The following is a 25,628-nucleotide window of genomic DNA, read 5'->3' as shown; positions in this document are numbered from 1 at the left end:
ATGACGTTGTTGGACCGGAGGAGATCGCTTTCTCGCTCCGCTCCTCGCGATGACATTGAAAGAGGCCTCGAGATGACAATAAGGTATGCCGGCTCAAAGCGCCGAAGATATGAGTGGTAAGTCCCATGGAAAGATAAAGATAGAGCCGCGAGATCGGCAATGGCATCCATAGGCTGGAGGTGGGATCATGGCCACCCTGGGAAGGAAAAAGGGATAGAGTAGGAAAATAAGGGGATGAAAAAGCCGGCTTCCCTCACGATTTCTCCGGTTTAGGAAGAGGGGAACCAAAGGAGGAGAAAAGCTCTCCAAAAATCAGGCGTTATTTCGAGCAGGAAGGCGGGATCAGGAGATGAGAACAACGAGTTCGCGACCAGGTCGTCTCCGGCGTTTTGCGGGCGCGTCGGCCACGGTGGTTCTCGCGGCCGCTCTTTTTATCTTTCCTATGGGCAACGAAAGGGCGTCAGCGCTGCGCGAGACCTACGTATTCGACGGGTCAGGCTGGGGACACGGCGTGGGCATGTGCCAGTACGGGGCCCGGGGAATGGCGGCGGCGGGGTTCAACTATCAGCAGATTCTCACCTATTATTTCCAAGGGACGCAGGTTACCAGCTGGGCCTGCCCTTCCTCCATCCGGGTGGGTCTCCTTGAGGGCATGAGCGAGGTACAGCTGACCGCGGATAGTGGCTCCTTCGTCCTCTTCACCAACCCGGGAGGGGATATACCGGAAGGCAAGATTAGCCAGGGAAGCACCTGGAAGATAAGGCCGAGCGCGGATGGCCGTTTTCTCATCTACCGGCCCGACGGCTCCCTCCTCAACGGGACCTCCTACGGGGGGCCCGTGAACCCCGTCTACGTGAGGGGAGAGGCGGAGGGCAACATACTCCGCCTGCCCCAGAACGGGAACCGCCGCCTGAGCCACCTGACCGCCATCACGCCCCTGGAACTCAACGTGTACGGTTCCCCCTACGCCTTGCGGGCCATCCTCATCTCCTGGTTCGAGACCTACCTGAAGGGGGTGGCCGAGGTGCCGGGGAGCTGGCCCAAGGAGGCGGTGAGAGCCCAGGCGGTAGCGGCCCGATCCTACGCGGTGCGCTTCATGAACAAGCATGCCTCCTCCAACTTCAACCTCTGTGACGAGGTGCACTGCCAGTACTATCAGGGCTATGACAAGGAGAAGGACAGCGGGTGGGTGCAGGCCGTGGACGCCACGGCGGGGAAAGTGCTCACCTACCAGGGACAGGTGGCCCAGTGTTTCTATTCCTCCTCCTGCGGGGGACACACGGACAACAACGAGGACGTGTGGGGCGGAAGCCCCGTGCCCTACCTCAGGGGGATGCCTGACCCCTACTGCATGGATTCCGCCAATCCCTACGCCCACTGGACGGTGACCATGTCCCGTCAGGAGATAGAATCCCGGCTGAACGCCAGTTCCGGTACCTACGTGGGGACTCTCTATTCCATTGATCTCTCCAGCCGTACCCCCAGCGGGAGGGTGAGATGGGCGGTCTTCAACGGCAGCGCCGGAAGGGTCACCGTCTCTGGCGAACAACTGCGTTCCCTCCTCGGCCTGAGAAGCGCCATGGTTCGCCTGCGGTCGGAGAACTTCGATGAGTACGTCCTTTTGGCCAACCCCTCCGGGAGCACGGCCAACGCGGTGGTGAGGATGACCGGCGGCGGAAAAACGGCGGAGGCGGCGGTGGAACTCCCCCCCTTCACCCGCAGGACGATACGGGTCAACGACCACCTGGATGGCGAGGAGGTGGCGGTGCAGGTGGAGGCCGACCGGGATATCGTCGCCGAGAGGGCCATGTATTTCAACTACCGTGGGAGCCTGGACGGCGGCTCCTGCAGCCCGGGAGTCCCCTCGCTTTCCAATAATTGGTATTTAGCCGAGGGGTACACCGCCCTGGCCTTCGATACCTGGATCCTCCTATACAATCCGGGATCGCAAGCCGCCCATGCGGACGTCCGTCTCATGCGTGAAGACGGTTACACCCGGAACCTGGGCCTGGAAATTCCGGCTTCCTCCCGGGTCACCCTGAGCGTGGACGCCCAGGAGGGTTTCTCCGCCTGCGCCTTTTCCACCTCCGTGACCTCGGACCGCCCCCTGGCCGTGGAGCGGGCCATGTACTTCGACAGCCAGGGCAGGAAGGGGGGACACACCGCGGAGGGTTCTCCCGAACTTTCCACGCGCTGGTACTTCGCGGAGGGTTACACTGGGGGAGATTTCGACACCTGGATACTGGTGGGCAACCCTGGAGACCAGCCGGCCACGCTGAGTTTTCACCTGCTTCCCCAGGGCGGGGGAGAGGTGCTTACCGTGAATAAGACCGTTGCCCCCGGTTCACGCCTAACCCTCCACGTGGACGACTATCTCCCCCGCTCGGAGTTGGCGGTAACCCTGGAGAGCGACCGCCCGGTGGTGGCGGAGCGGGCCATGTACTTCAACTATTCCGGCAAGGAGGACGGGAGCTGCGCCATGGGTTCCCGAGAAACGGCGAGCCGCTGGTTCCTGGCGGAAGGTTACACGGGAGGCGAGTTCGACGAGTACGTACTGGTGGGCAACCCTCTCGGAGAGGCGGCGCGGGTGAGGATCTCCCTCTTTACCCAGGGAGGTCTGCAGAAGGAGGTCTACGCCGACCTGGCCCCCCGCTCCCGCTATACCCTGCACGTGGACGATCTTATCCCCTCCGATGACGTCTCCGTTCAGGTGGAGGAGATCAACGGAAAGGGAGTGGTGGTGGAGCGGGCCATGTACTTCGACTACGGGGGGAAGAGGGGCGGCCACGCCTCCCAGGGACTTGCCGGCACCTCCATGCACTGGTATTTCGCCGAAGGCTATACCGGTCCATGAGCAACTCCCCGGCTACCGCGGATATGACCGGGTTACACCTTTGGGGGAAGCATCAGGTTTCCGGCTTGGAACCGGTCAACTCGGAGCGGAGGGGCTGGAGCCGACTTTCATCGGCCATGGACAACTCGAGCACGGCCCGGGTCGCCTCCGGGAAAGCGAGGGTCATTTCCACGGGCAGTATGCGGCCTTTCTTCCTCTTGCGGGCCTCCCCGTAGGTCACCAGGCGCACCCCGTAGACCTGGTCTCCCTGCGTGGAGAGACAGCGCATGGACAGAAGGCGGTCCTCGTCCGGCTTGCGCCAGTTCATCCATTGCACCTGCAGTTCCATTTCCAGGGTGTGCATCCCGGGCGGCAAGGAGGGCAGGTGGGCCTTCCACCTCCCGTTGCCTTCGGATCGGAAGTCCTTCAACACCAGGCTCACGGGTTCTGTCTCGGCCCGGGAATCAAGCGAGATCTTCTCGAATACCAGGCAGTTCCAGGCGCCCTCCGCGGCGGGGCCCAGGCGGCGGTTTATCTCCATCTCCAGGTCTCCCCGGCGCAAGAAGCCCAGGGAGGTGAAGAGGGCCGTCCACCAGTCGAAGCTGGCGGCTATGAGGTGTCCGTGGATGGGGTAGCCTTCGATGTCCCGCACCAGGTGGCGGAAGGAGGCCAGGTCCACGACGTGCTTCCGGTAATAGTTGATGCGATCGGGCTGGATCTTGCCCTCCAGGCATCCGTCCGGTCCATAGGGGTTGGAGCCGTAACAAGGGATGGTGGCCCATACCCAGCGGGAGGTGAGACGCCGCAGTTCCTCCACCACCTGCCGGATCTCCGTGGGCGGGATGTGCTCCAGGACCTCCATGGCCAGCACCAGGTCGAAGTACCCGTCTGGGAAATGGACCTTGCGGTATTCCTCCACCTTGAGGTAGGGCTCCACCTCCGCCGGCGCATCGCTGACGGCGTAATCGCTGATGTCTATTCCCCAGGCCTCCATCCCCTCCCGGCGCAGGGCCAGGACCTGGAATCCCTTGGCGCATCCCACGTCCAGGACCCGCCTGGGCCGAAAGAGGTCACGGACCAATTCCGCCACTTCGCGGAACTCCTCCCGGTAGGTGAGGGCTTCTCCGTAACCGCTTTCCCGCAGGGGATCCTTCTTACGGTCGAAGTAATCCCGGGAATAGAATTCCGGTGTGCGCACCCTATGATAAACCGCCTCCCGAGGCAGGATCCGGAAGAGGGCCTTGCGCAGCCGGCGCCTGAACCACCGCCCAGCGCGGCCGACCAGGCGCCCCGGTCCTCCCGCGCCTTCCCGCCGTACAGCTCGCATTTGGGTAACCTCCTCTTCCATAGGCGGCCCGCGATATCCCCGTCCGCGCCTCCCCCCGGCGCCTTTTGGAAGAGATGTGAGGGCCGGGTGATATTATAATCCATGGCCGCGGCAGGGACGGGTCGAGCCGGGTGGCTTCGGTCGTCCTCCGGGGACGGTAGTGAGGTCCGACATGCGGTCATGATGAAAGGGTCGCGAGCTTTCCTATGGGAAGGAACCGGGCCGGAATAGTCTTCGTGCCGGCGGAGGGAGGAAGGGATGGGAACGGCCTTTGTCTCAGCGGAGCGAGGGAAAGAAAAAGGACCTGTGCGGGGCCGGTGGTGACTTGTGCAGCGGTCCAGTGGTGCATTAACGTCATGTAATCATGAGGGAATATCTTAGGAAGCTGTTCTTCTACCGGGAGCTGCTCTATAACCTCACCATCAAGGAGGTTAAGGTCAAGTACAAGAACTCATTCATCGGGTTCCTGTGGTCCATGGTCAACCCGGTGATGATGCTGGCCGTATACTACGTGGCCTTCGGCATCATCTTCAAGCTGCGGGCCCTCGGGATGAACCGTTACGAGTTCTACCTGCTGGCGGGTATCCTGCCCTGGAACTTCTTCTCCCTTAGCCTCATGCAGTCGGTGAGCGCGGTGGTGAACAACGCCGACCTGGTGAAGAAGGTCTACTTTCCCCGGGAGGTGCTGCCCTTTTCCTACATCGGGGCGGCCTCCTTCCACTTCCTCCTCCAGGAGCTGGTGCTGGTGATCTTTTTACTCCTTTTCCGCGTGCACCTCTCACCCTGGATATTCGCCCTGCCCTTGCTCCTGCTGTTGCAGCTGGTCTTCACGGCCGGGCTTTCCCTCTACCTCTCGGCACTGAACGTTTTCTTCCGGGATATCCAGCACTTCACGGAGATAGCCCTCCTGGCCTGGTTCTGGATTACCCCGGTGGTCTATCCCATTTCCTTCATCCAGGAGAGCTTCCCGGCCTGGGCGGAGAGGATTTACATGCTAAACCCCATGGCCCACATCGTCCTCCTCTGGCAACGCATCACCTATAATTCACCCCTGAACGGGCCGCAGGCCGCCTATTTCTCGGTGGAGGGCTTCCTGTATACCGTGGTCCTCTCGCTCTTCCTGCTGGTGTCCGGCTATTACCTGTTCTGCCGCCTGGAGGGGAGGTTCGCGGAGTTCATATGACGATAACCAGGGAGATCGGAGCGCGCACCGTCTCGGACGTCCCCGCCTTGGAGTTGCGGGGGGTGGGGAAGTGCTTCCGCCTCTACCGGGACGTCAACCGCTCCCTGAAGGAGAAGGTGGTCAACTGGCGCAAGCGCGGTTACGAGCTCTTCTGGGCCCTGCAGGACGTGGACCTCACCGTTTACCGGGGGGAGACGCTTTCCGTCATCGGTCCCAACGGGTCGGGGAAATCCACCATGCTGCGCTTGATGACCGGGATAATGAAGCCCAACCGGGGGAGCATCGCCGCCCACGGGACCATTGCCGCCCTGCTGGACCTGGGGGCCGGGTTCCACCCCGACCTGACGGGCCGGGAGAACATCTACCTCAACGCCTCCATCCTGGGCATCAGGAAAAGGGACCTGGAGCCCATCTTCCAGGAGATCATCGACTTCTCCGACCTGGGGCCTTTCATCGACAACCAGGTGAAGAACTATTCCGCCGGCATGTACGTGCGGCTGGGCTTCTCCATCGCCATCAACATCAACCCGGACATCCTGCTGGTGGACGAGGTGCTGGCGGTGGGGGACGAATCCTTCCAGGCCAAGTGCCTGGACCGCATCTCCAGGCTGCAGGAGGGCGGGAAAACCATCGTCCTGGTCACCCATAACGCGGACCTCGCCGCCGCCATCTCCGACCGGGTGCTGTGGCTGGAGCGTGGCCGGGTGAAGATGCTGGGCGAGCCCCAGGAGGTGGTGGAAGCCTACCACGAGGCCATGAGCACCCAGCCGGAGGGGAGCGAGTTCGGCAACCGGGACATCGTCATCGAGCGCGTGCAGCTCCTGGACGGGGAGGGCCGGCCCTCGCAGGTCTTTCGCACCGGGGAGCCCCTGGTGCTCAGGCTGCATTACACGGCACGCAAGCCGGTGGAGGACCCGGTCTTCGGCTTCGGGTTCTACGACCGCCTGGGGCTCATGGTCTTCGGGACCAACACCCGGCTGCGGGAGGTGGACATCCCCAGGGTGGAGGGAAGCGGGGTGGTGGAGTTCACCATCCCCAGTCTCTCCATGCTGGACGGCAGATATTACGTTTCCGTGGCCGCTCATACCCGGGACGGCCAGGTGAATTACCATTGGCTGGACAAGAAATATTTCTTCGATGTCACCTCCCCGGGAAGGGATTCTGGCTATCTCACCATGGAGTGCCGGATAAGGATCGCTACGGAGGGGTGAGCGGCGCAGGGGCGCTTTGGGGCGCGAGCCGAAAAGGGGACGGAAAGGCGGTGAACACCAGCCATGGAGGAGAGAGAAGATAGAGGGGTCGAGATGGAGGAGGCGGTGAGCATCCCCCCGGACCTCGAGGGGGTAGACGTCCACCGCATCATGGAGGACATCAGGAGACGGGTGGAGGAAAAGCGGGCGGCAGGGCTTTACCGCGAGCTCCCCCTCGCCGAGTTGGAGAAGATGCGCCTGGGGGAGCGGGGTGAGGTGACCATCCAGGATCCCCTGCACGAGATCATTTTCAACGTGGAGCTGGCCCGCCATTTCGCCGTGGTGAGCAGCTATTATCCCATCGGGGCGAGGCGCACGCCCCTGGGTCCCTTCATCCTCCTGGCCAAGAAGGTCATCCGCCGTTTCATGACCCCCTACATGGACGCGGTCTTCGAGAAACAGAGGCGGTTTAACCTCCAGGTGCTCAAGGCCCTGGAGATCTTCAAGGAGATCATCGAGCGGGAAAGGGAAAGGGGCTATCGCAGTGGGGTGGACAGGTATTACGCCTGGGTGGAGCTGGGCCTGGGGGAGGAAGCTCGCGAGCACCTGGCCGAGGCGGCCAGGAGGTTCCCGCCGGATGTCGAGATCATCCACCTGTGGTGCGGCAGGGGCGAATTCCTGGAGGCGGCGAGGGAGGAGGGCAGGAAGGCCCTGGGGGTGGAGGAGGACTCCCGCCTGGTGCGCATCTGCCAGGAGAAGAAGCTCCGGGTGCAGCAGGCCTCCTCCCTGGATTACCTGGAGGCGGTGCCCGTGGATTCCCTCCCGGCGGTCTTCCTGCGGGACCTGGGGGAGAGGGGCAGCCTTGGGGACCTGCTGTGGGTGTTGAGCGCCCTGGCCTCCCGGGTGGAGAAGACTGGCTCCTTGGTCATCCTCAACCACTACCCGCGCTCGGTCCTGGGTACGGAGGAAGCCTTCGCCGACCCCAGCCTGGAGCGACTCGTCCACCCGGAGACCATGCAGGCCTTTCTTCACCATGCCGGGTTCCGCGAGGTGGAGGTGACCTTCCTGGACCATTTCGGAGGGGAGGAGAGACGGGCCTGGATGGAGAGGCTGGGGAGCGACGGACTGGAGCTCCAGGACCTGGAGGAGGCGCTCTTCGCTCCGCGCCGCTACCTCGTAGAGGCCCGTCGCTGAAGGCGGATGGAGTGCGGATCACGTTGACGCTCACGGGATACGAGGAGGGGAGGACTTGAAGGGCGAGAAGGTGGCTTTCGTCCCTCCCCGCTACGGTCGGACGGTGGTGGGGGGAGCCGAGGTGCTGACCCGCATGCTGGTGGAGGAACTGCACTCGCGGGGATGGCCGGTGGAGATCCTGACCACCGACGCCGTGGACCTCAACCGGCGGGAGGGCAAGGAGCGCTTCTCCGATCCGCTGGAGGTCATCAACGGCGTGACCGTGCGCCGCTTCCCCTGGGACCGCACCCGGCTGACCCGCCGTTTCCACCGCCTGGAGCGCAGGATAGTGGAGGGGAAGAGGATCCCCTTCGCCAGGCAGGAATTCTGGTGCCGTAGCCTGGTGTGCAGCGAGGGACTTCTCTCCTACCTGGAGAAACACGCCGATGACTACCGGGCCTTCGTCTTCATCCCCTACCTCTTCGGGACCACCTACTGGGGGATAAAGACCGTCCCGGAGAAGTCCTACGTGATCCCCTGCCTGCACGACGAGCCCTATGCCCGGCTGGAGATATTCCGCCGCATGATGTATTCGGTGCGGGGCATCATGTTCAACACCCCCCCGGAGATGGAGCTGGCCCGGCGCCTCTATGGCCCGGACATCCCGGGGAAGGTGGTGGGGGGAGCGGCGCTCTATCCTTACCATGCCGACGGGGAGCGTTTCCGGCACATCTATTCCCTGAAGGGGGACTTCCTCCTCTACACCGGGCGCCGGGAGAAGCCCAAGAACACCCCCTTGCTGGTGAGGTATTTCTGCAACTACCTGGAGAACAGCGGTCGGGAAGTGAAGCTGGTCCTGGCCGGTTCCGGGTCCGTGGACATCCCCATGAGCTTCCGCAACCAGATCGTGGACCTCGGCTACCTCAACGAGCGGGACAAGCGGGACGCCTACGCCGCCGCCGCCGTGGTCTGCCAGCCCTCGGTGCGGGAGAGCCTCTCCCTGGTCCTCATGGAGGCCTGGCTGGCGGAGGTCCCCTGCTTGGTCCACGGGGAGTGCGCCGTGACCCGCTACCACGTAGAGCGGAGCGGCGGCGGGCTGTGGTTCGAGGACTACCCCACCTTCCACGAGGCCCTGGAGTTCCTCCTGGACCATCCGGAGACCAGGCTGGCCATGGGGAGGAGGGGGAAGAAGTACCTCCTGGAAAACTATACCTGGGACCACATAGTGGAACGCTTCCAGGAGGTGCTGGAGGAGGGGGAGAGGAAGAGGAGATGAGGATCCACCAGTTATTGGCTCGGCTGGACCCCGGGGACGCCATCAGCAACCAGGCGCTCTCCATGCACGAGCTCTTCCGCTCCTGGGGTTTCGACTCCCGTCTCTACGCCTTCGACATGGACGATTACGGCAAGAGGTTCGCGGAGTTCGACACCGAGTACCGCAGGTTCATGCACCAGAAGGAGGACCTGCTCATCTACCATTTCGGCATCTACTGCGACAACCACCGCTATTTCCTGGAGTCCGAGAACCGCAAGGTGCTCATCTATCACAATATTACCCCCCCGGAGTTCTATGATCCCTTCTACCCGGAGGCAGTCCGCCTGTGCCGCATGGGCCGGGAGCTCATGCCCCGCCTCAAGAACTGCGACCTGGCCCTCGGGGATTCCGATTACAACCGGCGGGAGCTGGTGGAGGCGGGATTCCCGGAGGAGAGGACGGGCGTGCTGCCCATAAACCCGCCCCTGAACAAGCTGGACAAGGTGGAGGAGGACCGGGCACTTTTACGCCGCCTGGGAGACGGCAAGACCAACCTCCTCTTCGTGGGGCGGGTGGTCCCCAACAAGCGGGTGGAGGACGTCATCAAGCTTTTCGCCTGCTACCACTATGGGGTCAACGCCCGCTCGAGGCTGCTTATAGCCGGCATGCACCTGGCCACCTACCAGACGGCGCTCCTCTCCCTGACCGAGAGGCTGGGACTTCTGGGCAAGGTCCATTTCCTGGGCAAGGTCAGCGATTCCACCCTCAAGGCCTGTTACCTGGGCGCGCATTACTACCTTTCCATGAGCGAGCACGAGGGTTTCTGTGTCCCCCTCCTGGAAGCCTTCCACTTCGGGGTTCCCGTCCTGGCCTACGCCGCCGGTGCGGTCCCTGAGACCATGGGGGGCGCGGGGGTGCTCTTCGAGGAGAAGGACTATCCTCTCCTGGCGGAGTTTCTGGGGAGGCTGGACCGGGACCGCCTCATGCGGGAGCGCATCGTGTCCGCCCAGTACCGGAGGCTGGAGGATTTCCATCCCCAGGTCTTCGCTGCCCGATTGCGGGAGGTGATAGACCGTTTCGCCTCTCCGGAAGGAGGGGAGGGAATGGTGGCGCGAGGGAGCGGGAAGGAGTCCACGTGACCATCTACGTCAACGGGCGGGAGCTAGATAAGCACGGACTGGTGGGAAAATCGGAGGCCCGTAGGAGGGCGGGGCTCTACCCGGAGGGCCTCCTCCGCCTCCTCGGGAGGAGCGCCAGGGACGAGCTCGCGGACAGCCGCTGCGCCATGGTGGAGGAGGTGCAGGAGCTGAACCGCGCCCTCTACGAGAGCGGGGCTAACCTGGAGCCTCCCCCCGACCTGGCCCGGGAAGGGGAGAGGAAGGGGCGGCTGGAGTCCTTCCTCAGGCGCCTCCAGACCCGCTTCATACGCGCCGTGTGTGAAGGGTACGTGCAGCAGCAACAGCTCTTCAATTCCTACCTCAGCAAGGGTCTCATACTATGTTTCCTGCAGGTTTACGGCCGGGAGGAGGAGGTGCCCTTAAAGGGGGAGGAGCAGCTGGGCCACTACGCCCTGTCCTTCGAGCCGTGGGACCGGAACACCCTCGAGGAAGTGGCCGAAGCCTGCAACGGTTCCTATTGCCTGGTGCTAGGCATCCCGTCCGTGGAACTCCTGGAGGTCCTGCGGGAAAGGGCCAGCCTGGTCCTGGCCCTGGATACCTCGGAGGAGACGGTGGCCAGGGCCCAGGGCCTTATGCTCCCCGCCTGGTGCGGAACCCGTTTTGCCGACCTGCTCGAGCTGGCGGACCGCGGGGCGGAGGTGTGCCTTTTGACCCGCCCGGAGCTCCTTCCCGCCCGGGAGCTGGAGAAGGTGCTGGGCTGGTTGGCGGGCCGCCTGCCGGAGGGTGGCAGGGTGCTGGTAGCCCGTAACCTTCCCCCCGGAGTCGGCGTGGTGGAACGGGAAGGATGGACGCGTCCGCATACCGCCGCCGTGCTTGCCGCCATGCTGAAAAGGCACCATTTTGAGGTCCGGGAACTCCGGCTCGGGAGCAGGGATTTCCTGGAAGGGCTGAAGCCCGAGGGCGGGGAGGATGGCAGGTCCGCGGGTCCCCGGCCGGCGGCCGAGGAGGAGGTCCGGTGATGCGGGTCCACCAGGTCTGCGCCCGCCTGCAGTTCGGGGACGCGGTGACCAACCAGGTCGTGCGCATCCACGAAATCCTGCGCTCCTGGGGCTGGGAGAGCCACGTCTACGCCTCGAGCAACGACGCGGTCATGGCCCCGCTCAACGAGGGCCTTAAGACCTACCGTCGTTTCATGAGGTCGAAGGAGGACATCCTGCTCTTCCACTACTCGGTCTACGACGACAATCACCGACTCTACCTGGAGACCCGCAACCGCCGCGTTTTCATCTATCACAACATCACCCCCCCGGAGCTCCTGGAGCCCTACGATGCTCACTTGGCCGAGGTATGCCGAAGGGGAAGGGAGCTATTGCCCCGCCTTCGGGGATGCGACCTCGCCCTGGGGGACTCGGAGTACAACCGGCGGGAGCTGGTGGAGGCGGGCTTCGAGGAGGGAAGGACGGGAGTGCTTCCCATCTTCATGGACCTGGAGAAGCTGGGAGGGGAATACAATACTCACCTTCACGAGGAACTTGGGGATGGGAGGGTGAACGTGCTCTTCGTGGGAAGGCTGGTCCCCAACAAGAAGGTGGAGGACCTCATCGACCTCTTCGCCTTCTATCACCATTACATAAACGTCGGTTCCCGCCTCTTCCTGGTGGGAACCTCGTGGTCCGTGGACTATACCGAGGAGCTGGCGAGGAGGGTGAGGGCTTACGGGCTGCAGGGCAGGGTCTCCATCCCCGGGGGGTCGGAGGGGGTGAGCGAAGAGGACCTCCGAGCCTACTACCGGTCCGCCCACCTCTTCGTCACCTGCAGCCTGCACGAGGGGTTCTGCGTCCCCCTCCTGGAGAGCATGTTCTTCAAGGTCCCCATCCTGGCCCGCCGTGCTGCCGCCGTCCCCTACACCCTTGGGGACGCGGGGGTGACTTTCGGCCGGCTGGACGTCCCCCTCCTGGCGGAGGTGATGGAGGAGATGGTCACCAACCGGCCGTTGAGGGAAGCGCTGGCGGGACGCATGGATAGGAGGCTTCGAGAATTCGACGCGGCCCGCACCGAGGAGAAACTGAAGGATTACCTGGAGGCCTTGGCCGGCTGATCTTCGCAGAAAGTTACGGTGGGCCGACGTTGTCCATTCGCGTTACTGCCTGGGGATTGGAGGGGCTGATCCTTCAGCAGGGTCTTACTGGCCCCGACGAGTCTACACCCGGATGGTCACAACGCTTGTGTCCGGATACTTCACGGCATACTGCTTCGGCCTTCCGGCCTTAACGTACCTCCACCCGCACGGTGACCGGCTTTGATATTTGGGCGACGTAGAGGCAGTTGAGGGCCAGGGTAAGGTTGTAATCACCCGGGCTTAGAGGTGCCTGCAGGGCCACGGAGAAGGCCGCTTGCTGTCCGGGGGACATGTCGCAGGGGAGCAGCCCGTGCTGTACGGCGCGCAGCTCCGGCGCCTCCTCCGGGTTCCAGAAGGCGGTAACCTCCACCCGACCGGTTTCCCCGGGGAGATACCGGACCCAGCCGGAGGTGCCCAGGTTGGCGGCCTGGACGGGGAGAGAGAAGAGCTCCCCTGGCTCGAGGCGCAGCCGGATCACCTCCGACCCCGTGCCGTCCGTATCGCGGGAGGCGATGTCCTTTTTCCCGAGGGTGGCAAGGTCCAGGGTGAGGATGCCGGCGAGGCCCTCCCCGTCGCCTCCCGGGGGCACCGGGGTTACGGTGACGGGTGCTCTCCACACCTCCCCCTGCAGGGGTCCATCCAGGGCGGTGACCGTGAGCTCGTAGCGCCCCTCCTGGGTGGGAGCTCGACCCTGGAAGCCGGTGACCTTCTCCTCCCAGGGATGGATGTAGAAGGGGAAATAGTAATATACCTCCTCGGACAGCACCTCCTGTCCCGAGGCGTCCTTCCAGCTCAGGTTGAGGTGCATGCGGTACTCGTCGGTGTTGAGGAAGGGCCGCTCGGAGGGGTTGAAAATTCCCAGGGAAGCGTTGAAGGACTCTCCAGGATTCACCTCCAGGGGGAGGAAGACCCTCCTCTCCAGTCCGGAGGCGAGGAGGGTCTCCGTGCCCTCCAGGGCGCAAAGGGTGATGTCCGGTGGATAGTCCCGGAGTATCACCAGGCCCGGAATGGTCTCCAGGTGAGCGCGCACCGTCTCCCCGGACTTCCCTGGAAAATAATCCCAATGAACTATCAGGTACCGGACTCCCAGCGCGCGCATGAAGGAGAGAGAGCGACTGCTGGGAAAGGAAAGCATCTCCGCCAAGACCCGCCGGTAGAAGAGGGGGTAATATCCGCTCATCCCGTTTACTATTTTCTGCCAGTGATAGGTGGAGTAGTAGGTGGCCGCTTGCTCACGGGATGCCGCCACCAGCATGTTATCGAAGCTGCCGTAGCTAATGACCAGGGGATCCTCGTAGTCGCTGAAGTTCACAAGGGTGGGGGTGGGGGCTTCCAGCACCACGCCTCTCTCCATTCCCGCCAGGTCGCGGTAAACCTCAGGCACGGCGGGACCCATCGGGACGGGCTCGAAGGGCATGAAAAGGACGGAAAACTCGACGAGCATAAGGGCCATTACCGTGGAGACGGCGGCGAAAGCCGCCAGGCGTCTTCCCCGGGATTCCAGCAGCCGGTGGAGGTAAGCGATGCCGTAAGCGGAAAGCACGGCCAGGGAAAGTACTACCACGATATGGTAGCGAATGGGAAAGCGCACCAGGCTGTATATGGGAAGCCTGTGCAGGGCCCGGAAGAGAAAATTTTCAAACCCCATAAATTTCCTGCCCGCGGAGAGGACGAAACAGAAAGCGGCCAAAAGGAGAAAGAAGACGATATAGGACCTGGGTTTCATCATCCACCCGGGGTTTCCCGCACCGCCGCCCGGGTATTTTTTCGCCGCACCGCCGTAGTTCGAACGGCACCCGGGCCGATGGTTGCCCTCGGTGGATTCCGTTCCCTCAGCGAGGGCGGAAGGAGTGTGCCCGGCGGGGTTCGCTTCCCCGTCTTCCGCTAAGGGAGATACGCACCTGGCGGAGGAGGGGCCGGGGATTTCCGAGGGTTTCAAGGAGTCGGGAAATCCTCCTCCCCGGGGAAGAAAGCTTTCGTCTCCCAGGAACGCGCTTCCCGGGAAGGAGACATCGACGCCGGACGGCTTTCGCGGGGAAGGAATATCCCGAGCGGCGGGGGTTAGGTCTCGCTCCGGGAGCAGGATGTTACAGCCGCGCCTCCTGCGAGATATGGAAATTAATGCCAGGAGGACCAAGGGGATGACCGCAAATCCCGGGAAAAGGGCATTGCCCTCTCCGATATGTCCTTTCTTGAGGATGCCGAGGTTGGCATAGAGAAGGTTTTCGTCTATCACCCGGAGGTAATCGGCTGGCTTGGCCTCCAGGATGGGGTTTTCGGCGGGAGAACTCTCGCTTTCCGGCACGTTTTTTCGCAGCCTAAGGTAAGGGAGGGCGAAGGGTATCACCAGCAGCAGGCATAAGATGAGCGTCAGTACCACTTTGACCAGAGCCGCCAAGTGCTGCCGGCGGCGGATGAGGAAGAGACGCCACACCAGGTAAAAGGCCACGGGGATGGTGGAGAAGGCGAGCTGGTACCAGCTGAGGAGGGCCTGGGAGAGAAAGGCCAGCCCGAAGCCGAAAAGGAAGCGTTTCCCTCCTTCCTCGAAGTAACGGATGAGGAAAAGGAGCACCAGGGGCTGGAGGAAATACAGGGTGACGTGGACGTGGACGATGGTGGAGAAGTGGTAGGGCACGAAGGCGAAGAAGAAACCTGCCGCCAAGGCCGCCAGGCGGTTGCGGGTCAGGTACTTGGCCAAAAGGTACATGGTATAACCGCAGAGGGCGAAGCAGATCAGGAGCAAGAGGTTGTGAGCAAGTATGGGGTTCCTGCTCACTAGGCGGATGGGTAGGCTGAGGAGTCCCAGGGTGAAAAGATGTTCAGAAAAAGCCAGGGCGTCCCTGGAGGGATAGTTGAAATTGGCCTGAAAAAGGGCCGCCGGGTTGGTGACCAGGGCGTGAGCGTCCCAGGCCATAATATAGGCGTTGAGCAGGTTGTCCACGGGGATGGCCAGGACGTGGTCGCCGATGTGGATGGAAAAGGGAAGGGTGAAGAGAAAGACCAGGACCAGGAACAGGAGGATGACCAACAGATGCTCGCGGAGCGTTTTCATGTTCTCTCTCCTCCTCGTCCCCGTTTTCACCCGGTCGGAATCTCCGGACGGTTCACCGCTAGGGCTCGAGCGATTCCCTGATTTCCGCTTAAAATGGCCGAACAATCACCACACCGGGAAAGTTCCACCAGCGCCGGGAAGGTTCCCCGCGGGCAGAGCCGCCGCATTCCGGTCATGTAAATCCAGGCTCCGGGATCGCTTTCCCTTCGCCCTCCCGTCGCCGGAAGAACCTTGCCGGTGAAAGAACTTCTCTAAATTAATTCGCACCTGAAGCTCTTTTTCCTCGAAGAACGGCGGGAATCGCGCGGAAGCTGGCGCCGTTCTCCCGGGTTGGAGGGTGCTTCCCCTCTCCTTCTCGCCGACGGTAGGAACCGGACCTCCCACGCGCCAGTTCGGCGTGGATTATGGGAAGGCCTTGTCGCCCGGCGCCTTTTGCTGCTGCCGGGCGTCCGTCCGTCGTCCGGTCTTTCCACTTCATTGCCTCTTCCCGCCCGCATATCTCCAAGATGGTGCTGAAAATGGGACACGGAAAACCTGAGGGATGTTCCCCCCGACGGTCGGAATCGGACCTCCCACGCGCCAGCCCCGTCATTTATTATGCAGTTATTATGGAAAGATTATGGAGAGGCCGCGACGCCCGGCGGAAGGTTGCGCCGAGAGGGAGAAGGCCTTGGAGGCGAGCGGATCCCCGAACCGGACCCCTTGACGGTCGGTCTTTTCCCACCGATGCGATGTTATAAACTTACGGGAGGATGGACGTGGTAAAGGATTGGGTCGAGGGTTTTCTCTCCCGCAGGTACCGGGAATACCTCGGGGTATTCCTTTTCTTCCTCCTGCTTGCGGTGATCTTCACCTGGCCGCTGGTCATCCGCGCGCATCGTTCGATTCCCGGGGACACGGGGGACCCTTGCCTAAATTCCTGGATATTATCCTGGGGAGCGAGAACCATCTTCACCCGCCCCACCCACCTCTTCCAGGCCAACATCATGTACCCCTCCCGCGATGTGCTGGCCTATTCCGAGCATCTTTTCACCTTGGCCCTCCTGGCCGCCCCTGTGTACGTGGTCTTCCACAACCCACTCCTGGCCTACAATTTCCTCTTCCTCCTTGGCTTGGCGCTCTCCGGCTTGGGGTGCTACCTGCTAGCGAGGGAGTTGACTGGGAGCAGGTGGGCGAGCCTGGTCGGTGGTTTCTTCTTTGCCTTTTGCACCTACAAGTTCAGCCAGCTGACCCACCTTCAGATAATGTTCTCCCCTTTCCTGCCTTTCGCGGTTCTATACCTTTACCGGTACCTGAGGGACGGCGGCCGCTGTAACCTCTTCCTCTTCGGCCTCTTTCTCTTGGCCCAGTCCCTTTCTTCCTGGCATTATTTGGTCTTCTGCTTCCTGGCCGTCGGGATTATGTGGTTGTGGAAGGCCGCCTTCTCCCGTACCCGTGTGGAATGGGTTCGACTGGGCGGAGTGGTTGCAACTTTGGCGGCGGTCCTGCTTTTGGTGACCCCTTTCGCCTTACCTTACCTGCGTGCCCACGGGCGGCTGCCAGGATTCGAGCGCAACCTGACGGAGATCAGGGTATATTCCGCCCGGGCGGGAGACTACCTCACCACCCTGGGAAATAACCTGCTCTATGGCCGTCTCCTTCCTTTTTTCCGTGAGGGGGGCGGCGAGAGGGTACTCTTCCCCGGGGTGATCGTCGTCGTGCTGGCTCTGTTGGGATTGCTGCGGGCGCGGAGAAAGGGGAAAACGAACGGGCCGCCGGGCGATGGCTTTTCCCGTTCCATGCCGCTCTATTTCCTCCTGTTGGCCGCGGTCAGCTTCCTTCTGGCCATGGGACCCGAGGTAGGAGGCGCCTGGAACGCCCTGTACATGATCCCCTACCGGCTGGGCATGCTGAGGTTCATCCGGGTTCCGGCCCGCTTTTACGTTCTCATCGCCCTGGCCTTGGCCGTTTTGAGCGGCTACGGCACGGCCCGAGTGATTGACCGGGTGGGGAAAGTTGGCGGTAAAATATGGAATTTCAGGCTGTGGGGGATGATTCTCCTGGTCCTGCTCATGGCGGAGAACATCAACCTGCCCGTAAGCCTGGCGGACGTCCCTGCGGGAAGGGGAGTCCCGTCGGTCTACGGTTGGTTGGCGCAACGAGAAGAGGCCAGGATCATCGAGTTGCCCACCCTCCCCCTGGGAGAGGAGCATCGCTACGACCGCCTGCTCGATTTCCTCCCCCGGGATCCCCGGGCCTTCAGCCTGCAGGAGGGCCTGCGTGTCTATTTCAGTACTTATCACTGGAGGCGGACGGCCAACGGGTACAGCGGCTATTTTCCATATTATTACAACAGGATTTTTTACGAGATGCAGGGATTTCCCTCGGAGAGGTGCCTGGATCTGTTGCGCGGTTTGGGGATAACCCACGTGGTCTGGGACTGGGATCTAGTCCCTTCCGGGCGGGAGGAGGAATACCGGACCCGCCTGCTCTCCCTGCCCGGCCTTTCCCTGGCCGCTGATTTCGGGGACCGGTGGGTGCTTAAGGTGGAAACGGGGGAGAGGTCCTCGCCGCAAGATTTCCGGGTGGAGGCACAGGCCCCGGAAGCGGTTCCGCCCGGTCGGGCCTTCAACCTGGGGCTTACGGTGAGCAACCCCTCGTCTCATCCGGTGATCATGGTGGAGGAGGAACCACAGCCTTTCCACCTGGTCTTCACCGACGCGGAGGGGAAGGTAGTCCTGGAGGAAAGGGGTACCTTCGGCGCTCCCTTCTTCCTGCAGGCGGGGGAGAGCCAGGCTCTGCCTCTGCGTTGCCGGAGGACGCCTTCCCGGAACGGCCTCTACACCATGCGGTTGTTCCTGGAGGGCGGGGTGTTGGGAACCCGGGAGTTCACCTTCTCGGTGGAGGTACGGGAGATGCCCGATTCCAAGGACCCCTCTCTTCTGGACGGCCGGTTGGAATACCTCGGCGAAGACGGGGTTATACGCATTCCCGCTCCCGACGGCCTCTTCCCTCTCCTTTTCCGGGTGACCAACCAAGGGGACACCTACCTTTTGGCGGCAGGCGAGGACCGGGAGGAGGAGATTACCCGACCGGAGGGCCTGGTGCACCTGGCCATGCGCTTCGAGAGGGAGGGCCCGGTGTGGGAGGAACAGAGGGGCACCCTGCCCTGCGACCTCTCCCCGGGTCAGTCCGTCCTCCTCCCCACCTTGGTAAGGCCCCCTGACATCCCTGGCCGATACAAGCTTTTCGTGGGCCTCACCGACGAGGGTTTCCACTGGTTCGGCGAGGTGCTGGTCCTGGAGGTGGAGGTAGGAGATGGCTCCGATTAAGTGGCGCGGCTGACGCACGATCCCTTTTAGCCGGGGACTCAAGCCGCTTCGGGAAGGATGTTGCCCTCCAAGTCGTTTTTGGGAGGCGGCTGGGAAGGCGTAGGGTCCTGCCCCCGGGAGGCCGCGGATGCGGCAATGGGTTCCCGTTGGCGCTTTCCTCGGCTGATGCAATATATTTTTTTCGTCGCTCCGCTTATCGTACTTTCGTCGAGGAAAGGAGAGGGAGGGTCATGAATCGTGGCAACGGACTGGACTACTTCTTCGCCCCCCGCAGCGTGGCCGTGGTGGGCGCCTCCGCTGACCAAGCCAAGGGAGGCTACAACCTCCTAGCCAACATGCTGGAGTCCTTCGCCGGCCCCGTATACCCGGTGAACCCCGGGAGGGAGGAGATCCTGGGAGTGAAATGCTACCCCACCGTGCGGGAACTGGCCGGGAAGGTGGACCTGGCCATCGTCTTCGTCCCCGCCGCCGCCGTCCCCGGGGTGCTCGAGGACTGCGCGGCGGCGGGGGTGAAGGCCGCGGTCATCGAGTCGGGGGGTTTCGCCGAGGTGGGGGAGGAGGGCAGGGAGCTCACCCGGCGCTGCCTGGAGATAGCCTCACGCACAGGCATGCGGCTGTGGGGCCCCAACTGCACCGGCCTGGTGAACACCGATCCCTTCATCTTCACCCCCTTCATGCGCGCCCCCAGGGCCCACGAGCGCCTGAAGCCGGGCAACCTGGGCATTATCGCCCAGAGCGGGATGCTGGCGGCGGGGTTCATGTTCCAATACGTCCTTTCCGGGTTTTTCCAGGTGAGCAAGGCCTGCGCCATCGGTAACAAGATAGACGTGGACGAGGTGGAGGTGCTGGAGTACCTCTCCCGTGACCCCAAGACCAGGGCGGTGGTGGCCTACCTGGAGTCCATCGAACGGGGCCGTGACTTCCTGGAGGTGGCCGGGAGCATGCGGGGACGCAAGCCCCTGGCGGTGCTCAAGGGGGGGCGCTATGAGGAGGCGGCCCGGGCCGCCCTTTCCCACACCGCCAGCATGGCCGGCTCCGACGAGGTGGTGGAGGGAGCCCTGCGCCAGGCCGGGGTGGTGCGGGTGCACGACTTCCACGACCTCATGAACCTGGGGAAGGCCTTCTCCCTGCACCCCGATCCCTTCCGCCTCACTTCCCCGCGGGGAGACGGGGTGGCGGTGGTGACGGTCACCGGGGGAGGCGGCGTGGTGTCCACGGACATGCTGCGGGAGTCCGGGCTTTCCGTGCCCGCGCTGGAGAGATCTACCCTTGAATCCCTGGCGGGGATCTTCCCGGAGTGGATGCCGCCCTCCAACCCGGTGGACATCTGGCCCACTATCGAGAAGAGGGGGCTTACGGCCTTCTCCGAGGTGCTGCGCCACGTGCTGGCCGATTCACGGGTAGACGGGGTGATCCTTCTCCCCTTCGCCTCCCGCCTGCTGGAATATTTTCCCTTCGAGGAGGTAGGAAGGCTGGTCCGGGAGAGCGGGAAGGCGGCGGTCTCCTGGGTCTTCGGGGACCTGCGCTTCTTCGGCCACTACGAAGAAAGATTGCGGGAATTCGGTATCCCCGTGTACACCGACCTGCGCTCCTGCGTCTTGGTCATGCGGGCCTATCTGCAGTATTCCCGCGCCGCCCGCGGGAACCACGAAGCGGGGTGACGTTAACCGGTCGCTTTCCCGCCTAGTATCCCTGCTCCCCGGGGAAGCCCATGGTGTTGTGGCCTCCCACATTCCCATTGAAGCTGAAGTACATGGGCCGCTCGGCCACGATGGGCACCTCGGAAGTCACCCGGATGGAGACGTCACCGCGGGCGTTGTCCTGCACCCCGATGCCCTCCCGGTCCCCGTGCACGGCCACCGTGTAGCGGGAGCGGGCCTTCACCGTGACCCGGCGGGTGATGTTGGCCCCGTCCCCGCAGAGGTACTCGAGGGTCACCTCCGCCGGGGCCTCCCCCGGGTTCTGCAGGCAGAGGTAGGTGTTGAAGCCGGGCCGGGTGCAACCCTCGGCGAAGACCCAGGCCGGGGAGGGCGAGGTACAGCCGGTCACGTCATGCCCCCCGTCCCAGGCCCCCGCGTAGCTGAAGTACATGGGCCGCTCGGCCACGATGGGACGGTCGGAGGTCACCCGGATGGACACGTCCCCCCGGGCGCTGTCCTGCACCCCGATGCCCTCCCGGTCCCCGTGCACGGCCACCGTGTAGCGGGAGCGGGCCTTCACCGTGACCCGGCGGGTGATGTTGGCCCCGTCCCCGCAGAGGTACTCGAGGGTCACCTCCGCCGGGGCCTCCCTCGGGTTCTGCAGGCAGAGGTAGGTGTGAAAACCGGGCCTGGTACATCCCTCGGCGAAATACCACTCCTGGGAGGGCTGGGCCGCCCCCATGGCGTCGTGGCCCCCGTCCCAGACCCCGGCATAGTTGAAGTACATGGGCCGCTCGGCCACGATGGGGAATTGGGAGGTCACCTTGATGGAAACGTCGCCCCGGGGCCCGTCGTGGGTCCCGATGCCCAGCCCGTCCTGGTGCACGGCCACCGTGAACCGGGAACCGGGGCGGAGGGTCACCTCCCGGACGATGACCGCCCCGTCCCCGCAGTAGTACTCGATGGTCACGGGGGCGGCCACGGAACGATCCGGGTTCTGCAGGCAGAGGTAGGTATGGAAGCCGGGCCGCGTGCATCCCTCGGCGAAGTACCATTCCTGCCGCGGGGTATCCGTGCCCATGACATCGTGGCCCCCGACCCAGGTCCCGTGGCTTCCGGAATAACGGAAGTAAAGGGAGCGTTCGGCGATGATGCCCGCCCGGTCGGAGAGCATCACCGTGCTCACGTCCTGACCCTCCACGGAATGGTTCACCAACACCGTGCAGCGGGAGCTCCCGGGGACGTTCACCACCTTGACCACGGAAAGGCCGCTCCCCAGGAGGTAACGCAGCTGGGCCACAGCCGGCTCGGGGTTGGGGTTCATAAGAAGTACGAACTCCTGGAACCCGTTTCCTGTGTACCCTTCGGCCAGGTAGGAACGGCTGCGCACCTCCGAGGCCGACCAGAGGTCGGGCACCTCCTGGTGGGGGTAGCAGGCGCGGTGATCCGGGAAGCGGCGGAACATGGGCCAGGCCGCCAATTGAGGGTTCCACTTTCCGGCCTCGTAGCGGATGACCCTGCCCGTCTCGCCATCCATGCCGTTGGCCACCACCACGTCGGTCAGGCCGTCGGCGTCCAGGTCCCCCACCGCCGGGCAGTTGAAGACGTTCTGCCCGGTGTGCACCTCCAGTATCCTCTGTCCCGAGGGATCATAGGCCGCCAGGTGCTGTCCCTCCCCCATGAGGACCTCCATGTCCCCGTCGCCGTCGATGTCGGCTATGGCCGGGGAGCCCATCTTCTGTACGGCGAAGAGGCGCTGCTTCCACTTCTCCCTGCCGTCATGTTCCCAACAGTAGACCCATGAATCCATGGATGCGCAGGCCACCTCGAAATAACCATCCCCGTCCAGGTCGGCCACCGCCGGGGAGGAGAAGACGTTGTCCCCCGTGTTCACCGGCCAGCCGGGCAGGTTCTCGCCACGGTAATTAAAGGCGTATACGTGTTTCCCGTCCGCGTAGGAGAGGTAGGTAGAAAGCCCCGGGTTGGTGTTCTGCCAGAAAAGGCCGGTGCCCACCACGATATCCGGGAACCCATCGCGGTCCAGGTCGGCGAGGGCCGGGGAGGACCATATGACCTGGGGGAGGGTCTTGGGGAACCCGGCCTTTATGGACCCATTTTCCTCGAAGACGTAGAGCAGCCCGCCCCGGGGCCACGGCCAGTAGGGCCCGCTCCAGCAGTCGGCGCCGATGACCACCTCGTCCCTGCCGTCTAGGTCGATGTCCCCACAGGCCGGGGAGGACCATATGGAATCATGGTTCTGGTACTGCCACATTAGCTGTCCCTGGTAATGCCAGGCGGTGACGAAGGTCCCCCAGTTGCCCACCACGATTTCCAGGTCACCGTCCCCGTCCAGGTCACCGCTGGAAGGGGATGGAAACACCTCTCGGTAACCGTAGGCGGTGCCGGCGAACTTGGGCCATCCCCAGTGGGAAAGCGGTTGACCCAGGTAGTTCAGACCGTAGACGTAGCCGTTGTAGCTCCCGAAGAATATCTCCAGGGTCCCGTTGCCGTCGCAGTCCACGGCCAGCGGGGTGGACTGGATGGTGGCCCCGGTGTTGTAGGCCCAGCGGATGTTACCGTTGTGGTCCAGGCAGTAGAAAACGCCATTGGTGTTCCCCACCAGGATCTCCTGGGTCCCATCGCCGTCGATATCTGCCAGGGTGGGGGAGGCGTGCTTGAACATGCTCCCTGTGTCCAGGGCCCAGACCTGGGTCCAACCCGGCGGATTGGCGACCGCCCAACCCCCGCTCTCGAGCACGGGGGAGAAGGAGACAGCGGGCCAGGTAAGTAGCAGGAAGACCAGGATAAGAATCGCCGTTGCCCTTCGGATAAGGTCTGAATCCGCTTTCGGCCACCTCATTCGCTCTCGCCTCCCGATGTTCTTGCTTCCCCTTTCTGGCCTACCTCGGCTGGGTCAGCAGCTCGGTCACTGCCGCTCCGCCCCCGGGGACGGGAAACCCCGAGTACCTCGAGGCTAACCCGCTCTCCACCGTTGCCCGGAGGGCGGAGGGTGGGGAAAGACATGTTTCCCCGTGACGGGACCTGGTTCTCGTCTTCCCAGGCACGGGAAGGGCTTCCCGTCCTCAACTTCATCTTCGACACCTCATTTTGGTCGCTTGAGACGAAAGGGAGCGTGGAGTCCGCCGGGTTTACGAGCAAGCGTTGGCCTGTGCGGCGCTCATTGCCAGGGCGCACCGCGGCGGACGGGCGTCCGTGCGGGTTAAGGAAGGCGCATTCCAGGTGGAATCAGCGGGGAGGGTGGAGGGAGGAAAGGGATGCCGTTGGATGGGCCCGAGGGTGAACCCGTGAAGTATTTCCACGTGGTCGACCATCTTCTCAGGCGACAAATGGAAGGGGGGTTAGGATGCAGGGTTAGGGGCGGCGGAGGAGACCAGCCTTGAAAGACCTGCCCGGACGGAGGGCAGGGAAGCGAGGGAATTTGGGGGACGGAGCGGGCACGGGAGGGAAGGTAAGATGCTCTATCATTTCAGTGGGCACTTCTAGGTTCGAAAAAGATAAAGAGACCACCATATCATCCCTGCTCAAACACCGGCCTTCCTTATCCGCCACTAGTGCACCTGGCTGAAAAAAGTAGAGAGACCACCATATCATCCCGGCTGAACCGGGTGGATTTGAAATATTTCGCCCCGGTGGGGTAAGTTTTTATGAGCGCCTCTAAGCGCTTTCTGCGGGCGCCGGTCCGGGGTACGCAATAGTGGTGCGGGGTTCCCGTCTGGTCTCCCGGAAAGTCCTCAGGGACGTGTTTCCGAACCCGAGGCGGGTGAACCAAGAAAGGGTCTAGAGCATGTTCAGGAATATGGAAACGGTGCTGAAGGCCTTGGACGCGATGGTCGGGAGGTCCACCACTGGGTTGAGAGCGCACGGGGAATGGGCGATGGCAATGGAAAGGTAGGGCACGGCGAAGGGACGGGCTGGAGGAACGGAAAAGGTGGAAGTGCAGGTAAGTTACGTCATACCCAGTTACCGGGGAAAGGACCTTCTTCCTTCCTGCCTGCAATCGGTGCTTTCCCAGTCTTCCCCGGCGGCGCGGGAGATAATCGTGGTCGATGATGGCTCAGATGATGGGAGCGCGGAGCTGGTCCGGGAGCAGTTCCCGGAAGTCAAGCTCATCGTCAACCGGCGTAACCTGGGTCCCGCGGCGGCCAAGAACCTCGGGGCCGCCCAGGCCCAGGGACGGTTCATCGCCTTCCTGGATAACGACGTGGAGCTCTTCCCCGACTGGGAGGAGGCCATGCTGAACCGCTTCGCGCTGGAGGGCGGTGACCTGGCCGCCTGTGCCTCGCGCCTTCTCTCCACTGAACCGCCGGGCAGGATAAACGGCGCGGGAGGGATGATCAATCTCCTGGGTCACGCCTGGGACCGGGGGTTTTCGGGGGAGGGTGATTGCCTGTTTCAATATCCGCTCCCGGTCATCTATGCCTGTACCGCAGCCATGATGGTGCGTGGGGAGATCCTGCGCGAGGTGGGAGGCTTCGACGAGCGGCTCCGCTACGCCTACGAGGATGCGGACCTGGGCTGGCGCCTGAACCTCCACGGGTATAGGGTGCTCTACGAGCCCCACGCCTCGGCGTGGCATCGCCGGAACACCACCTTGGGCGGGGGCATGACCTTCAACAAGTACCATTACGAGCGGGGAAGGCTGCGGTCGTGGATCAAGAACCTGGAGAGAGATACCTTGGGCTGGCTGTTCCGTGAGTACCTCCACTGGTTCTTCCGCCAGGTGCGGAGCGAAGGAGAGAGGGCCCTTTCCCGAAGCGAGAAGTGGCAGATACGGGGCCGCATGATCCAGGCCCTGGCTTGGAATCTCCTTTACCTTCCAGATACCCTGCGTCACAGGGCGAAGGTGGCCTGCGGAAGAAAGCGTACGGACGGGGAGCTGATCCGAATGGGATTGCTGCACCCCCGGGTGGGCAACCCTCCCAACCATGGTCTTCGCAAGGCAAAGGAGGGCCGCCTCTCGTCAATGTCCCGGGATTCCTATCCTCGCAAAGCGGTGATGGGCAAAAAAGGCGAAGAGAGCCTGGTCGAAGGGTGGTACGAGAGGGAGAAAGACGGCACCGGACTGGTATATCGCTGGACGGGTGAAAAAGCCCGCGCCTTCCTGAAGTCCAGGGGAGGGGGGAGGGAATTGCTGCTCCGCACCCGCATGGGCCATCCTGGCGGGGAGTCGCGGGCCGTCATCAGGGTGGATGGCAGCGAGGTGGGGGTCATCGAAGTGCCCAACCACGTGAGCCTTCACCGCCTTCCCCTGCCCCGGGTAGAGGAGAGCAGGGCGAGGGAAGTGGAGATAGAGGCCCTCAACCCCTTCCACCCCCGCGAGGTACTGGGGTTGGAGGACCTGCGCAAGCTGGGCGTCGCCGTGATTTCCCTGGAGTTGCGAGGTTGATGTTGGAGGCGGATATCCGA

The 25,628-nt window shown here is 63.2% G+C and carries 14 protein-coding genes; 11 read left to right on the top strand and 3 right to left on the bottom strand.

Annotated elements, in window-relative coordinates:
* Positions 1-442 precede the first annotated feature (442 nt).
* A complete protein-coding gene (locus QME84_08450; GenBank protein ID MDI6874294.1) occupies positions 443-2,854 on the top strand; it encodes a SpoIID/LytB domain-containing protein in 2,412 nt (803 codons plus the stop codon).
* A gap of 52 nt (positions 2,855-2,906) precedes the next feature.
* On the opposite strand, the gene QME84_08445 is transcribed toward QME84_08450, so the two are convergent.
* Positions 2,907-4,160: a methyltransferase domain-containing protein gene (locus QME84_08445; protein ID MDI6874293.1), complete on the bottom strand. Its 1,254-nt coding sequence runs from the start codon at positions 4,158-4,160 to the stop codon at positions 2,907-2,909.
* A 364-nt stretch (positions 4,161-4,524) separates the two neighbouring features.
* Between QME84_08445 and QME84_08440 the strand changes: the two genes are divergently transcribed.
* The 7 genes from QME84_08440 (at position 4,525) to QME84_08410 (ending at position 12,177) form a co-directional block, all read left to right on the top strand.
* A complete protein-coding gene (locus tag QME84_08440; GenBank protein ID MDI6874292.1) occupies positions 4,525-5,343 on the top strand; it encodes an ABC transporter permease in 819 nt (272 codons plus the stop codon).
* Positions 5,340-6,554 (top strand): ABC transporter ATP-binding protein, encoded by a 1,215-nt coding sequence (locus QME84_08435; GenBank protein ID MDI6874291.1) that lies wholly within the window; start codon positions 5,340-5,342, stop codon positions 6,552-6,554. Before QME84_08440 ends, QME84_08435 begins: the two co-directional genes overlap by 4 nt.
* A gap of 63 nt (positions 6,555-6,617) precedes the next feature.
* Positions 6,618-7,727: a hypothetical protein gene (locus QME84_08430; GenBank protein ID MDI6874290.1), complete on the top strand. Its 1,110-nt coding sequence runs from the start codon at positions 6,618-6,620 to the stop codon at positions 7,725-7,727.
* A 55-nt stretch (positions 7,728-7,782) separates the two neighbouring features.
* Positions 7,783-8,982 (top strand): glycosyltransferase family 4 protein, encoded by a 1,200-nt coding sequence (locus QME84_08425; protein MDI6874289.1) that lies wholly within the window; start codon positions 7,783-7,785, stop codon positions 8,980-8,982.
* Positions 8,979-10,100, top strand: coding sequence for a glycosyltransferase (locus tag QME84_08420; GenBank protein MDI6874288.1), 1,122 nt, complete (start codon positions 8,979-8,981; stop codon positions 10,098-10,100). Before QME84_08425 ends, QME84_08420 begins: the two co-directional genes overlap by 4 nt.
* Positions 10,097-11,098 carry a hypothetical protein gene (locus tag QME84_08415; protein MDI6874287.1) on the top strand — a complete coding sequence of 334 codons (1,002 nt, stop codon included), beginning with the start codon at positions 10,097-10,099 and terminating at the stop codon, positions 11,096-11,098. Before QME84_08420 ends, QME84_08415 begins: the two co-directional genes overlap by 4 nt.
* Entirely contained in the window at positions 11,098-12,177 is a 1,080-nt protein-coding gene (locus tag QME84_08410; GenBank protein MDI6874286.1) for a glycosyltransferase, read from the top strand. Before QME84_08415 ends, QME84_08410 begins: the two co-directional genes overlap by 1 nt.
* A 169-nt stretch (positions 12,178-12,346) precedes the next feature.
* Here QME84_08410 and QME84_08405 read toward each other — a convergent pair whose 3' ends face one another.
* Positions 12,347-15,250, bottom strand: a complete 2,904-nt coding sequence (locus QME84_08405; GenBank protein ID MDI6874285.1) for a hypothetical protein — start codon at positions 15,248-15,250, stop codon at positions 12,347-12,349.
* Between the two features lie 758 nt (positions 15,251-16,008).
* Here QME84_08405 and QME84_08400 point away from each other — a divergent pair.
* Together QME84_08400 and QME84_08395 are read left to right on the top strand one after the other, a co-directional pair.
* Positions 16,009-18,561, top strand: coding sequence for a hypothetical protein (locus QME84_08400; GenBank protein ID MDI6874284.1), 2,553 nt, complete (start codon positions 16,009-16,011; stop codon positions 18,559-18,561).
* Between the two features lie 230 nt (positions 18,562-18,791).
* Complete coding sequence (locus tag QME84_08395) at positions 18,792-20,222, top strand: CoA-binding protein (GenBank protein MDI6874283.1); 1,431 nt, start codon at positions 18,792-18,794, stop codon at positions 20,220-20,222.
* Positions 20,223-20,244: 22 nt separating this feature from the next.
* On the opposite strand, the gene QME84_08390 is transcribed toward QME84_08395, so the two are convergent.
* Entirely contained in the window at positions 20,245-23,061 is a 2,817-nt protein-coding gene (locus QME84_08390) for a DUF5719 family protein (protein ID MDI6874282.1), read from the bottom strand.
* A gap of 1,089 nt (positions 23,062-24,150) precedes the next feature.
* On the opposite strand from QME84_08390, the gene QME84_08385 reads away from it, so the two are divergent.
* Positions 24,151-25,608: a glycosyltransferase family 2 protein gene (locus QME84_08385; protein MDI6874281.1), complete on the top strand. Its 1,458-nt coding sequence runs from the start codon at positions 24,151-24,153 to the stop codon at positions 25,606-25,608.
* Positions 25,609-25,628: the final 20 nt, after the last annotated feature.

The organism is Actinomycetota bacterium (assembly GCA_030019255.1).
Taxonomy (GTDB): Bacteria; Actinomycetota; Geothermincolia; order Geothermincolales; family RBG-13-55-18; genus Solincola_A.
Note: the sequence above shows the minus strand (reverse complement) of the source record. Positions and strands in the feature narration are given on the sequence as shown.